The organism is Terriglobia bacterium (assembly GCA_020072565.1).
In the GTDB taxonomy this organism is placed as follows: domain Bacteria; phylum Acidobacteriota; class UBA6911; order UBA6911; family UBA6911; genus JAFNAG01.
In genome coordinates this window covers 1-12,843 of the sequence record JAIQGI010000003.1, presented here as the reverse complement: position 1 = coordinate 12,843, position 12,843 = coordinate 1, and the positions used below count along the sequence as shown (strand labels likewise).

Here is a 12,843-nt window from a genome sequence, read left to right as displayed (position 1 = left end):
GAATCAGCCCAGGACTAAGACGGGATTTTTTTTGAAACAGCGTTTGCCGCGCCCTCGCGGGCTCCGTTGGTGATCTCGATGGCTTTGCCGATGAGCTTCCACGCTTCTTCCTTGCGCTGATCTTCGGTTGTCTTTTTCAGCAGCTCGAGCTGTCTGCCGGCCACTTCGGTGGCTGCCTTCAGATTCTTCATGGCTGATTGAAACTTCTTTTGATCAGTCTTGGGATTTCGCGACGCGTCTTCGAGGTTCAACATCACTGCGTGCAGGATTTTGTAATAGCCATCGAGCATGTCCTCAACGCTGAAAAACTCCAGAGGATCTCCCGGCATCGACTCCTTGGCTGCCAGGCGGTCGGCCACTGTTTTCAGGCGCAAGGCGGCAGCCTCGAGGTAGACTTTGACGCGCTGGTCGACCTCCTGGGCATCCTGGATTTTCGCGATTTCCTGCGGGGTCAGAAAATCTTTGGCCGGTCCGGGGCGAGCGCTTGCGGCGATCATCAAGCCGAGCATCAGAGTGCAGGTCCTTCGCATGATGGGATTCATAATGTTCCCGTTCGCCTCCCCTGGAAATTCACCTCTGGAAGAGGATGTCCACGAACTTTTCGCGAATCCTGTTGGCCTCAGCGAGCCAGGACTCAAATTCGCTCTGTTGCTGTAAAGGAGCTCTAAGGCGGGCGTCGCTCATATCGACGATGGATTTGCGCAGCTGGATCTCGTAATTGATCAGCGCCCCGGACTTCTTCTTGCGGTTGATATTGGTCTCAATGTCTTTCAGGGACGAAGTCAGTTGTTCCTTCCAGCAACGGACCAGAGCGGGAACCTCATTGAAGTCTTTCTTAGCGACGTCACTTTGCACCGCCTGGTGCAGCCGCTCCGAGATCTGGCGATAGATCTTGATGCGGCCATCGATCTTCTCCTCAGCCGCCAGCTGTTTTTTCTCGACTGCGGTGACGCACTCGGCAGAAGATGCCTGCGGCGGCGGGATGCCGCCCTGAAACCAGATCGCCATCGTGAAGACGAAGATGAGGGATTGGAGCATCATAGGCTGTTACATCATCGGCGGAACCTCACATCCCAGGAGGTCCAGCGCTTTGGTCAATTGGCTTCGTACCAGTTCTACCACCAACAGCAGATGCACCTTCCTATCCGGATCGGCTTCGGACAGGATGTGGTATTTATGATAGAAGATATTGAATTTTTGCGCGAGGTGAAATGCGTATTTGGACAACTGCGACAGTTCGAGTGATTGCGCCACTTGGCGCACGATCTCAGGCAGGCGTGCTGCCTGGTAGGTGATCTCCCAAATGTCGTCGTTGCCCGCCAGAAAGTCGCCGAGCTTTGCCGGGTCAATCCTCGCGAGATGTCCCTTGCCATCGGCATCTTCGAGCTTGCGGAAGATGTTGTTCGCCCGCACGACTGCATATTGGACGTAGGGACCCGTTTCCCCGTCGAAGCTCAGTGCTTCCTTGAAATCGAAAGCTATGACGGTGTTGCGCGCAAATCGCAGCAGGAAATAGCGGAGTGCGCCCACGGAGATGACTCGGGCAATCTGCCCCGCCTCTTCGTCGGTCAGTGCATGTCGTGCCCTGACCTCTGCCAGCGCCTTGGCCACGAGTGCGTCGAGCAGATCGTCGGCCTTGACGCCCAGACCCTTGCGGCCGGAGACTTCAACATAGGGACGGTTTTTCTCCTCTTCGGAGAGTTCGTAGCCAAGCTCGTTGCAGCACGCGGGGCTTAGGGCCACCATTTCGTACGAAAAGTGGACCGAATTTGCAGCCTGCTCCTCATACCCCAAAGCTTCTAAACCCTGCAATACGATATTCTGGAGGTAGGCCTGGCGGCTGTCGATGACGTTGAATACGCGCCGGCCGCGACCGAACGCGGGGGCGCTCACTCCGGGCAGTGCGTCGATGGCCGTCATCCATATGGCACGGTCCCCGGCGGCTTGAAAGGGGCGATATTTGAAATCGAGCCCCAGCAATCCGAATTTCCACAGTTGGTAGGCGATATCCTTGCCGACATAGGTCACCGTGCCGTCGGAGCGGACGATGATCTTCTCGTCGTCCTCCAGGTCTTTCCGGGAAGCAGATGCCTCCCCCCCTGCGCCCGTCATCATCACCCAGCAATTGCGGTTCTTGCCTTCCTTGACAAAATAGACAGCATCGCGCTCGCGCAGCAGCTGGAAGGCTCTCTGCCAGAAATGCAGATGAAGGATCTCGCTCTCCCGCGGGAGGAGGTCATAGTAGACGTTGATGCGCGCCATGGTTGCCAGGTGAGCGCGCACAATCCGCATCGCGACATGCTGTGCAAGTTCGGCAGTGGGATTATTCCCGGCTTCGATTGCCTGCAGCGTCAGACTGCGCCACTTCAGATTTTCTTCGGACTTCCCGTAAAATTGGGCGACACGTGCATAGACATCCCAACAGTAATAGTCGAACCTGCCTTCGAGCGCGTTAATGTCTTCAAGGGTTTTGCCGAGCATCCGCTCCAGCCCCACGACCACATCCGCAACCTGGACACCAGTATTGTCGAGGTAGTTTTGAACCTCGACGGTGTGTCCCAGAAACCGCAGGCAGCGAACGAAGGCGTCGCCGAGCGCGGCGTTGCGCAGGTGACCGATGTGCGCAGCCTTGTTCGGGTTGATGTTCGTGTGCTCGACGATGATCTTGCCGATTGTATCCGGTTCCGGTTCCCGACCGTAGAGCTTCGCTTCGATGCTCTGCAAGAGGCGGAGCGCCAGGCCGGCGCGATCCAGATAAAAGTTGAGATACCCGCCGCCGGCCACGGTCACTTTCCACACTCCCGGGATTGCCCGCGCTTCCAGTGCCAGCTCCTGTGCGATCTCCCTGGGGGCGCGCCGGACTTTGCGGGCAAGATCGAAGGCGATCGGGAGCGCCAGCTCTCCCATCTCGATGCGGGGCGGGGCCGCAAAAGGCAACGATTCGTACGCAACCCGATACTTCTCGAGGATGATGCTCCTCAACCTGCCTGCAATATTTCTTGTAAGGGCGGATATCATCGGAAATAGGTTTCCTCAGACGACTGGGCCGACAAAACATACCCTACTGGCACCGCCAATTCAATGCGCCGGCGAAAAAGGGGACATTCCGGCCTGTTTTAAAATGTTGTTGAACAGCAAAAGATTAGCGCGCAGGAGGAACGGGGTTCCGGATTGGGGCCAAAAATGCTCTGCGCTCACTGTTGTCCTCCGCGGCCTCTGTGTTGAGCTGCTGAAGCTCGAGGCTAGGCGCACGAGGTCTTGCAGGCCTTGACTTACCTCGGGACGACACCTAGACTCCACGCTTATGACATCCGACGAGGGAAAACGATCCGGGAGGATCCTCTTCATCGAACCGTTTTCAGGCATAAGCGGCGACATGCTGCTGGGTGCTTTGCTCGACCTCGGCATGGATCTCGTGCGGCTGGAGCAGAAGCTGCAGCTGCTGACTTTGGGAGGCTACAGTCTCTCGGCCACTAGCTGCTCACGCGCCGGCATCCAGGCCACAAAGTTCGACGTTCAACGCCATGAGCAGGGGGCGCATGGCCAGGCTCACCGCAGCTTCCGCGATATCCGCGCCATGATCGAATCCAGCGGGCTGTCCGACTGGGCCAGGCAAAAATCAATGGAAGCATTTCACAAGCTGGCGGAAGCCGAAGGCAGGATTCACAACCAGCAGCCGGACGATGTGCACTTCCATGAAGTCGGCGCCGTCGATTCCATCGTCGACATGGTCGGAACCGTGGTGGCCATCGAAGAACTGATGCCGGTGCGTGTGATTTCTGGGGATGTCAATGTCGGACAGGGCACGCTCGAATGCAGGCACGGCGTTTATCCCGCGCCGGGGCCAGCGACAGTGGAACTGCTCAAGGGCGTCCCCATCTACGCGGCTGTGAAAGCGGGCGAATTGACCACGCCGACGGGCGCGGCTCTCCTGGTAACCATGGCGGAGAGCTTTGGACCACGGCCGCCGATGAGGGTCAGCCGCATCGGTTACGGCGCGGGGAGCAGGGATATCCCAGGTGTCGCAAATGTCCTGAGAGTGACCCTGGGTGAAGAGGCGGCAATGGACTCTGGCCATGCGCACGGTGATGAAGTCGCGATTATCGAGGCAACGGTGGATGACATGAGCCCCCAGGTGTACGGCTACTTTCAGGAGAAGGCCCTGGAAGCCGGTGCGCTTGACGTTTTTGCCGTCCCGGCGCAGATGAAGAAAAATCGGCCCGGCATGCTGCTCTCGGTAGTGTGCAATCCCGATCAGGTCGACGCCATGGCCGCGCTTATTTTTGCGGAAACGACGACCATCGGTATCCGATGCCTGCTCGCCCGGCGTAAAACGCTCGACCGTGAATTTGTGGAGGTGAACACTGTATACGGCGCGGTTACGATCAAGGTGTCTTTCCGGGACGGGCGGCGGGTGAACTACGCACCGGAGTATGAATGCTGCCGCCGTCTGGCGCTGGAAACGGGTGCAGCCCTGAAGGATGTTATGGCCGCCGCTTCGCGGGCCTTCCTCGATCTGGATCAAAGTTCGTAATCCGCTCATTACCGGGAAAACACGAGAGCCCTCTCGTGTTTTTCGTGCATTTCGTGAATACGTAACCGGAGGTTGTTAGAGATGCCTGAAGACAAACACGACCCACCGACACAGGAACCTGTCGCCCCTCCGCCCCAGCCGCCTGCAGCGTCAAAAATCGGCATTGAAGATTTTGCCAGAGTCGAGATGAGGGTGGGCCAGATCCTGGAAGCCGAGAGGGTGGAAGGTTCGCGCAAGCTCATAAAAATGCGGGTGGACATCGGTTCCGAAATGCGCCAGGTGGTGGCGGGGATTGCCGGGGCTTATGAGCCGGCGGATCTGCTCAACCGGAAGATCATCCTTGTGGCCAATCTGAAGCCCGCCAAACTCATGGGCATCGTATCCGATGGCATGGTCCTCGCGGCGACCGCAGGTGAACGCCCGATCCTGGCCACCTTTGCCGAAGATGTTCCCAACGGCGCCCTGCTCAAGTGAAGGATGGCGTGCGGATCTGCCTCATAATCGTCACTTCGCATTGCGCTCCGGCTCGCATCCGGCGCGCCGTTTCCGAAGTTCCCGCGCGGGAAAGGTCAGACTACGCGAGCCCCGCGGGAGACCATGCTCGTGCAGGATCAGCGTCTTGAATCCCGTCAGGATTGCGATCGCCATCGAAGGGGATCCAGTGTTTTTCGGCTGCGGAACGGCCGCAAGTGCGGTCGTGATACCGATGCCCACCCGACGCGGCGGCTATTCCAGCGCCGGCTGTCAACCTGTGATAAGATCAATGCGACATTGAACAGGTTCGGAACAACGCAGTGAAGAGTGCAATTTGAATCCACAAGATTTCTACAAGCTGGTTGAAAAGGGGCTGGCACAAGTCGAACAGGAGCTGTACCGCCAGTCGAGTTCCAATGTGCAACTCATCGAGCGGATTGGCCGCTACATTCATGACAGCGGTGGCAAGCGCATCCGCCCCGCGATGCTCCTGTTGAGTTCACGGATGTGCGGGTTCGAGGGGCCCGCTTGCCACAGGCTCGGTGCAGTCGTTGAGATGATTCACTCCGCCACTCTGGTGCACGACGACATCATCGATGACGCCAAGATGCGCCGCGGTCACGCTTCCGTCAACGCTCATTGGGGAAACGAGATCACTGTCCTGATGGGAGACTGGCTCTACATGACCTCGTTCCAGATGGCTCTGGGCGAGCGGCACTTCAAGATCCTCGACATTCTTACCAGCGTGACCAGAAAAATGATCGAAGGCGAGCTTATCCAGCTGAGCGTGAGCCGGAACCCCGACGTGACCGAGGCGCAGCATCTGGACATTTCGATGCGCAAAACGGCTTTCCTTTTCTCGGCGTGCACTCAGATGGGGGGCATTCTGGGTTCGGCGAGCGGGGAACAGGAGGAAGCTCTCAGGCTCTACGGCCTGAACGTGGGCATGGCCTTCCAAATGGTCGACGACGTCCTCGACATTACTTCCGACGAAAGCACTCTGGGGAAGCCTGTTTGCAGTGACCTGAAGGAAGGGAAGCTGACTCTCCCCCTGATTTACCTGATGCGTGACGGAGAACCGGAACATCGTGAGCTGATACGGACCATCATTCGTGAAGACGGTTTCGGCGGTGTCCATCGGGATAAAGTTCTGGACCTGGTGCGGCAATATGGAACCGCGGATCGGGTTCTCGAAAAGGCCCATGAGTATGCCCGTCAGGCCAAAGGGTATCTTGCCGATTGCCCTGATTGTCAGGCGCGCGATGCGCTGATGGCCATCCCGGAGTACATTGTAGAACGCGACCGCTGAACCGGGCCGCCTCCATTTGCGATGGGATTGCGGCAGGGTTTCAGAGCATCCCGTCATTTTTTGCGGGCCCGGGTGGATCCCGGAAGATCCTCGACGAACAGCTTCTTGGGCTTGATCGGATTGATCTCCTGGTTTCCGGCTGCTGACAGGTTGGTGAGGATTTCCAGAGTCGGAAACGCCTCGACCGGTTTGCCCTTGAGGATTTCCTGCATGAACTGCATCCAGATGGGCAGTGCGACGACGGCTCCGGCTTCCTTGTCACCCAGCGTTCTCTTGGAATCGAATCCGACCCATACGGCGGTGGTGATCGAGGGGCTGAAGCCAACGAACCAGGCATCGGCAAAGTCGTTGGTAGTGCCGGTCTTTCCGCCCAGGGGACGACTCATTGATTTAGCTGCCTTGGCGGTGCCGTTCTGCACCACATCCTGCAGCAGGCTCAGCATCTGCTCTGCGATGTCGGGTTCGAGAACTTTGTGCGTCCGTGGTTCCGCCTGTTCCTTCTTGACGTGGTCGTAGTCTTCTATTTTGCGGATGAAGTAAGGTTTCGGCTGGATTCCCAGGTTGGGGAAAACGGTGAAAGCCGTGGCCATTTCCAGGGGCGTGGCCTGGCAGGCTCCAATGGCCAGCGGCAGATAGGGCTCCAACTGGCCGGTCAGGCCGAATCGTCTCGCCATCACCAGCACCGTCTTGATCCCGATTTCTGAGGCCAGCTTGATGGTAGGCACATTGCGTGATTCGATCAGCGCCTCGTGCAGCGTGATTTGGCCCTTGTATTTGCCGTCGTAATTTACCGGATTCCACACCCTTCCCAGTGCGTCGGTAAAACTGACGGGCTCGTCCATGATGGTGCTTTCCGGATCCATTCCTATTTCCAAGGCGGTCGAGTAGACGAACGGCTTGAAGGTGGAGCCGACCTGGCGCCACGCCTGGGTGGCACGATTGAACTCACTGGTTTCGAAATCGTAGCCTCCGACCATGGCTTTGATCTCTCCGGTGGCGTTGTCCAGAGTGATCAGTGCCCCCTGCGCCTCAGGGATCTGGTCCAGCACGACAGTGGCGGTTTTATGGACGTCGTCGAGCGCGGTGACCTGAAAGGTTGCGAGGTCCCCGCCCTTGAGGATTTGTGACGGCACTTTGGCCTTGGTCCAGGCGATTTCCTTGGGACCCAGCGTGGCGCGGTATTTGCCGATCCTGACCGTCATCTGCGGGTCGTCGACACTCTCGACCAGCCCGGTCGCCTGGTCGCCCGGGCGCAGAAGGGAACGCCAGTCCGGATGGGCATAGGTTTCGAGCCGCACCGAAGGATCCTTGAGCACGTTCGTGATGGGTCCGCGCCAGCCGCGTTTTTTATCCAGGCTGCGCAAACCCTCGCGCAGCGCCTTATTCGCTGCGGTCTGCATGTCGATATTCAAGGTCGTATAGACCCGCAGGCCCTTGCGCCAGATGGCATCGGTCGTGTAACGGTCCGCCAGCGACTGGCGCACCCATTCGACGAAGTAAGGCGCCAGATCCGTGTTGCGCGTGCGCGGTTTCAGCATCAGCGGCTTAGCCTTGGCTTCCTTGGCCGTACCGGCCGAGATCATCTTTTCGGCGACCATGCGATCAAGGATATAGTTGCGGCGGGCAAGCGCCGCATTCGGGTGCATCAACGGAGAGTAGATCGAGACGTTCCTCGGCAGTCCCGCAATCATCGCACATTCATCGAGCGTGACGTCCTTGAGCTGTTTGCCGAAGTAAGTGTCCGCCGCCGCGGCGACGCCGAATGCGCCGTGGCCGAAGTAGTGCTGGTTGCAGTAGAGCGTAAAGATCTGCCGCTTTGAATATCTTTTCTCGATCTTCCAGGCGATGAGGAGCTCCTTAACCTTGCGATCGAAGGTTTTCTCGGTGTTGCCCATGAGGAGACGCGAGAGCTGCTGCGTGATCGTGCTGGCTCCTTCCGCGCGTTCCATCGAAATGATGTCTTTGTAGACCGCCCGGAGCGTGGCCAGATAATCGATTCCGGAATGACTGAAGAACCTCTCGTCCTCGGCTGCCAGGATTGCCAGCTGCAGGTATGCTGGGATCTCCTCGTAGGTGACCACGATGCGCCGCTCGATGGCAAATTCCCCTATGACCTTGTTGTCGTCGGAGTAAAGATCCGTGATGACGTCAGGACGGAAATCCTCGAGACTCTGGATCTTGGGAAGGTTGTACTCGTATCCGAGCAGAACGCCGAAAGCAATCCCGGCCAGAGCGAAAAACATCGCCAGGATTCCGAACAGCCCATAAAGCCACCGGGGCAGCCGGCGTCGTTTCTGTACCCGAAGTCCTGCTGATAGCATGTCGCAGCGAATTATATCAGAATGGCGAAGACCGAATGACGAATGAATAGACGGATGGCATCGCCCGCGATGGTGTCTGTCCACACTTCAAGTGTCAAAATGCGTCGGCCTCGGCTGGTGCGGCATCGCTCTGCGGCAACCCTTTGGCTTTGGTATCGAGAAAGGTCACCCGCGCGGCGATGATTTCCGTCATATAGTGGCGCTCACCCGGCGGTTTTTCCCACGAGCGTGTCTGCAGGGAACCCTCGACGCAGACCAGACTCCCCTTATGCAGGTACTGGATGCACAATTCTGCGGCTTTGCCGAATGCGGCGATCCGATGCCACTCGGTGGTTTCCTGTGCGGCGCCATTGCCGTTGCCGGGGCGAAACTGGTTTGTCGCCAGGCTGAAATTCGACACTCGAGTGCCTCCGGCGGTGACTCGATCCTCCGGGTCCTTTCCCAGGCGCCCGATGAGAATGACCTTGTTCATGCTGCCCATTTTCTCTCTCCTTTACTATGCAGGTCCTCTGCGTCCGGTCCAATGAGGGGCTGCGCAGGTGCGATGATCCGTCAATCTACCTAACGGCGCCCGGGCCGCTTGAGCCAAAAAATCTACCCAGGAAAATCGGAAGCAACCAGGCAAAGGAAGAAGGCCATCTGCCGCGGCGCACGACCCAGGGTGGTGGCGGCCTGGCGCGGGCAGGGGGTCGTGCGGCCACCAGCCGGATGGCGATTTGGGCCATTTGCCGGAGAGCCGTTGCCCACGTGCCGGGTGCTGAATTCCTGTTTTCGTAGCCGCACGGCGCGGTTTTTCCTGTACAGGCGTACAGGCTATTTGCTTGACACATAAGACCCTCTTTGTTACATTTGAGCGGTTTTTCCCTATGGTTCAGGCGTGCTGTCCTCGGTAGGGCAATATCAGCGTCTGGCCATTGCAGAAGGTAAAGGAGAAAAGAGTTTGCCAACCTTCAATCAGCTGGTTCGATCTGGCCGAAAGAAGATTCGTTATAAGACGAAGAGTCCGGCTTTACAGGGGAGTCCGCAACGGCGAGGAGTCTGCACTCGGGTGTACACATCCACACCCAAGAAACCGAACTCAGCTCTTCGCAAAGTTGCCCGTGTCCGGCTCACCAACGGGATTGAGGTGACTACCTACATTCCGGGGGTCGGGCACAACCTGCAGGAACACTCCATCGTTTTGATCCGCGGTGGACGTGTCAAGGACCTTCCTGGGGTGCGCTACCATGTGGTGCGGGGAACTCTGGATTCCGTCGGAGTCCAGGAGCGCAAGCAATCCCGCTCCAAGTATGGTGCCAAGCGGCCCAAAAGCTAACCACTCCTTCAAAAAGCCGTCTTAGGGTTCACGCCCCGCGAGAATCTTCGGAAGGCATTTGCCAGAGCCGACGAGTTTCGCTCTCTGGGGAAGCATTTCTTATCCCAGGGCGAACCGGAATTATTAAAAGAGGTAGCAGGAGATCTTCAGGTATGCCGAGGCGGAGAGAAGTACCAAAGCGGGAAACCCTGCCGGATCCCATTTACAGCAGCACGCTCATCACCAAATTCATCAGCTGCATGATGATCGCGGGGAAGAAGAGCGTTGCTGAAAGCAATTTTTACGGTGCCTTGGATACAATCAAGGAACGGGCCAAAGATGATCCGGTCAAGGTGTTCAAGAAGGCAATGGACGCCGTCAGGCCCGTTCTGGAAGTGAAGTCCCGGCGCGTGGGTGGCGCTACCTACCAGGTGCCTGTCGAAGTGGCGCAGGACCGGCGCACTTCCCTGGCAATCCGCTGGATCATCTCCAACGCCCGCGCCCGCAGCGAGAAGACCATGAAGGAGAAGCTTGCTGCGGAAATCATGGACGCTTCCAACAATCGCGGTGGGGCGATCAAGAAGAAGGAAGACACCCATCGGATGGCCGAAGCCAACAAGGCTTTTGCTCATTATCGGTGGTAACGAGGCAGCACAAGGTGGCACGCTTAGTACCTTTAGAACGGACCCGGAACATCGGTATCATGGCGCACATTGATGCGGGCAAGACCACTGCGACCGAACGGATCCTCTATTACACTGGCATCACCCATAAGCTGGGGGAGGTGCATGAAGGTACGGCCACGATGGACTGGATGGAGCAGGAGCAGGAGCGCGGCATTACCATCACATCGGCCGCCACCACCTGTTTCTGGGGCGACTGCCGCGTCAATATAATCGACACGCCGGGGCATGTGGATTTCACCGCCGAGGTGGAACGCAGCCTGCGTGTGCTCGACGGTGCCGTGGCGTTGTTCGGGGCGGTGGAGGGAGTCGAGCCGCAATCGGAAACCGTGTGGCGCCAGGCCGACAAGTATCACGTCCCGCGCATCGGCTTCGTGAACAAGATGGACCGTCCGGGTGCGGACTTTCCGCGCGTGCTGAGCATGATCAGGAGCCGGCTTCGGGCTATTCCCGTGGCGGTCCAGATCCCCTACGGCATCGAAGATCAGTTCCGCGGCGTCATCGATCTCATCTCGCAAAAAGCAATCGTCTTCAGAGAAGAAACGCTGGGTTCGGATTTCGTGGTGGAAGAGGTCCCGGAGGAGTATCGCAAGGAAGTCGCCCATTATCGTGAACAGATGCTCGAAGTGATCTCTGACGTCGACGATCACCTCATGGAGAAGTACGTAGCAGGCGCCGAGGTTTCGGAACAGGAAATCAAGGCGGCCCTGCGCAAGGGGACCATCGGTCTGAAGTTCGTGCCTGTTCTCTGCGGGGCGGCCTTCAAAAACAAGGGCATACAGCAGCTGCTCGACGCGATCGTCAATTTTCTTCCTTCACCGCTTGATGTGCCGGCCGTGCGCGGCGTCGTCAGTGTGAGCAAAGAGGCCCCAGTTCGTCATGCAGCGGACGACGAGCCTTTCGCCGCGCTGGTTTTCAAGATCATGACCGACCCCTTCGTCGGCCAGCTTGCATTCTTCCGTGTCTATTCCGGGCAGGCGCAAACGGGGGCGACGATCTACAACTCCACCAGAGACTCCTCCGAGCGCGTGGGCCGGCTTTTGAAGATGCACGCCAACAAACGCGAAGAGATAAAGGAAGTCTACGCCGGTGACATTGCAGCCGCCGTCGGCCTCAAGAATGTGAGCACTGGGGACACAATCTGTGACAAACGACACGCGATCGTGCTGGAAGCAATTGAGTTTCCGGCTCCGGTCATTGCCGTTGCCATTGAGCCCAAGACCAAGGCAGACCAGGAAAAGCTCTCCATGGCTCTGGGCAAACTGATCCGTGAGGACCCGACTTTCAAGGTTCACACGGATCCGGACACCGGGCAGACGATCATCGAGGGCATGGGAGAACTCCACATCGAAATTCTCGTCGATCGCATGGTGCGGGAGTTCGGAGTGGCTGCAAATGTGGGCAAACCCCAAGTTGCCTATCGCGAGACGATCCGCCAGCGCGCCGAGTCGGAAGGCAAGTTCATCCGCCAGACGGGCGGGCATGGGCAGTACGGCCACGTCAAGATTGCGATCGAGCCGAATGCGCCAGGAGCAGGTTTCGTGTTCGAGAATGAAATCGTCGGCGGTGCCATCCCTCGAGAGTACATCGGTCCAACGGAGCAGGGCATCCGGGAAGCCCTGGAAACCGGAATATTGGCCGGATACGAAATGGTGGATGTCAAGGCTACACTCCTCGACGGTTCCTATCACGAGGTGGATTCCTCGGAAATGGCGTTCAAGATCGCCGGCTCGATGGCCTTGAAGGAAGCGGCCAGGCACGCCAAGCCGGTCCTGCTGGAGCCGATGATGGACGTCGAAGTGGTGGTGCCCGAGGATTTCATGGGTGCCGTTACGGGCGACTTGCATGCACGCCGGGGCCGCGTCGAATCGACCGAATCGCGCATGAGCTCCACGATCATCAAGTGCAAAGTCCCACTTTCAGAGATGTTCGGCTACTCGACCGACCTGCGCTCAATGACGCAGGGGCGGGCTACCTATTCCATGCATTTCTCGCACTACGAGGAGGCACCCAAAGCCGTGAGCGAAGAGATCATGTCGCGGGTCCGCGGGAGAGTAGTCACTAAATAGGCAGGAGTCTGGAGGTTTCCATGGCGAAGGAGAAATTCGATCGCAGCAAGCCGCACGTCAACATCGGGACGATCGGGCACATTGACCACGGCAAGACGACGTTGACGTCGGCGATCACGCAGGTATTGCACAAGCTGGATCCGAAGGTGGCGATTCGGA

At 58.1% G+C, this 12,843-nt stretch carries 13 protein-coding genes; 7 read left to right on the top strand and 6 right to left on the bottom strand.

Annotated features, from left to right (window positions below):
* Window positions 1–14 precede the first annotated feature (14 nt).
* Genes LAP85_02110 through argS form a run of 3 tightly spaced genes read right to left on the bottom strand, consistent with a single transcriptional unit; the run spans window position 15 to window position 3,018 of the window.
* Window positions 15–542 carry a hypothetical protein gene (locus LAP85_02110; GenBank protein MBZ5495169.1) on the bottom strand — a complete coding sequence of 176 codons (528 nt, stop codon included), beginning with the start codon at window positions 540–542 and terminating at the stop codon, window positions 15–17.
* Between the two features lie 28 nt (window positions 543–570).
* Window positions 571–1,041: a hypothetical protein gene (locus LAP85_02105; protein ID MBZ5495168.1), complete on the bottom strand. Its 471-nt coding sequence runs from the start codon at window positions 1,039–1,041 to the stop codon at window positions 571–573.
* 6 nt (window positions 1,042–1,047) lie between these two features.
* Window positions 1,048–3,018 carry an arginine--tRNA ligase gene (gene argS, locus LAP85_02100; protein ID MBZ5495167.1) on the bottom strand — a complete coding sequence of 657 codons (1,971 nt, stop codon included), beginning with the start codon at window positions 3,016–3,018 and terminating at the stop codon, window positions 1,048–1,050.
* A 286-nt stretch (window positions 3,019–3,304) separates the two neighbouring features.
* Between argS and larC the strand changes: the two genes are divergently transcribed.
* Together larC and metG are read left to right on the top strand one after the other, a co-directional pair.
* On the top strand, window positions 3,305–4,534 hold the full coding sequence (gene larC, locus LAP85_02095) for a nickel pincer cofactor biosynthesis protein LarC (GenBank protein ID MBZ5495166.1): 1,230 nt from the start codon (window positions 3,305–3,307) through the stop codon (window positions 4,532–4,534).
* An 81-nt stretch (window positions 4,535–4,615) separates the two neighbouring features.
* Window positions 4,616–5,008, top strand: coding sequence for a methionine--tRNA ligase subunit beta (gene metG / locus LAP85_02090; GenBank protein ID MBZ5495165.1), 393 nt, complete (start codon window positions 4,616–4,618; stop codon window positions 5,006–5,008).
* 30 nt (window positions 5,009–5,038) lie between these two features.
* Here the strand turns inward: metG and LAP85_02085 are convergent, their stop codons facing one another.
* Window positions 5,039–5,182, bottom strand: coding sequence for a hypothetical protein (locus LAP85_02085; protein ID MBZ5495164.1), 144 nt, complete (start codon window positions 5,180–5,182; stop codon window positions 5,039–5,041).
* A gap of 160 nt (window positions 5,183–5,342) precedes the next feature.
* Here LAP85_02085 and LAP85_02080 point away from each other — a divergent pair, with 160 nt between their 5' ends.
* Window positions 5,343–6,317, top strand: coding sequence for a polyprenyl synthetase family protein (locus tag LAP85_02080; GenBank protein ID MBZ5495163.1), 975 nt, complete (start codon window positions 5,343–5,345; stop codon window positions 6,315–6,317).
* 53 nt (window positions 6,318–6,370) lie between these two features.
* Here the strand turns inward: LAP85_02080 and LAP85_02075 are convergent, their stop codons facing one another.
* The gene (locus LAP85_02075) at window positions 6,371–8,560 is read right to left on the bottom strand and encodes a PBP1A family penicillin-binding protein (protein ID MBZ5495162.1); all 2,190 of its coding nucleotides are present in this window, start codon (window positions 8,558–8,560) and stop codon (window positions 6,371–6,373) included.
* A 172-nt stretch (window positions 8,561–8,732) separates the two neighbouring features.
* Window positions 8,733–9,119 (bottom strand): single-stranded DNA-binding protein, encoded by a 387-nt coding sequence (locus LAP85_02070; GenBank protein MBZ5495161.1) that lies wholly within the window; start codon window positions 9,117–9,119, stop codon window positions 8,733–8,735.
* A 459-nt stretch (window positions 9,120–9,578) separates the two neighbouring features.
* Here LAP85_02070 and rpsL point away from each other — a divergent pair, with 459 nt between their 5' ends.
* The 4 genes from rpsL to tuf all read left to right on the top strand — a co-directional run.
* Entirely contained in the window at window positions 9,579–9,953 is a 375-nt protein-coding gene (rpsL, locus tag LAP85_02065; protein ID MBZ5495160.1) for a 30S ribosomal protein S12, read from the top strand.
* 152 nt (window positions 9,954–10,105) lie between these two features.
* Window positions 10,106–10,576 (top strand): 30S ribosomal protein S7, encoded by a 471-nt coding sequence (rpsG, locus tag LAP85_02060; protein ID MBZ5495159.1) that lies wholly within the window; start codon window positions 10,106–10,108, stop codon window positions 10,574–10,576.
* A gap of 14 nt (window positions 10,577–10,590) precedes the next feature.
* On the top strand, window positions 10,591–12,684 hold the full coding sequence (gene fusA / locus LAP85_02055) for an elongation factor G (protein ID MBZ5495158.1): 2,094 nt from the start codon (window positions 10,591–10,593) through the stop codon (window positions 12,682–12,684).
* A gap of 20 nt (window positions 12,685–12,704) precedes the next feature.
* Window positions 12,705–12,843 (top strand): elongation factor Tu (gene tuf, locus LAP85_02050; GenBank protein MBZ5495157.1); only part of this gene is annotated, 139 nt, incomplete at its 3' end.

Excerpts from the sequence above, each read along its gene's own strand:
- LAP85_02110 (MBZ5495169.1), bottom strand. The coding sequence starts at position 542 with ATGAATCCCATCATGCGAAGGACCTGCACTCTGATGCTCGGCTTGATG.
- LAP85_02105 (MBZ5495168.1), bottom strand. The coding sequence starts at position 1,041 with ATGATGCTCCAATCCCTCATCTTCGTCTTCACGATGGCGATCTGGTTT.
- argS (MBZ5495167.1), bottom strand. The coding sequence starts at position 3,018 with ATGATATCCGCCCTTACAAGAAATATTGCAGGCAGGTTGAGGAGCATC.
- larC (MBZ5495166.1), top strand. The coding sequence starts at position 3,305 with ATGACATCCGACGAGGGAAAACGATCCGGGAGGATCCTCTTCATCGAA.
- metG (MBZ5495165.1), top strand. The coding sequence starts at position 4,616 with ATGCCTGAAGACAAACACGACCCACCGACACAGGAACCTGTCGCCCCT.
- LAP85_02085 (MBZ5495164.1), bottom strand. The coding sequence starts at position 5,182 with ATGGCGATCGCAATCCTGACGGGATTCAAGACGCTGATCCTGCACGAG.
- LAP85_02075 (MBZ5495162.1), bottom strand. The coding sequence starts at position 8,560 with ATGTTTTTCGCTCTGGCCGGGATTGCTTTCGGCGTTCTGCTCGGATAC.
- LAP85_02070 (MBZ5495161.1), bottom strand. The coding sequence starts at position 9,119 with ATGGGCAGCATGAACAAGGTCATTCTCATCGGGCGCCTGGGAAAGGAC.
- rpsG (MBZ5495159.1), top strand. The coding sequence starts at position 10,106 with ATGCCGAGGCGGAGAGAAGTACCAAAGCGGGAAACCCTGCCGGATCCC.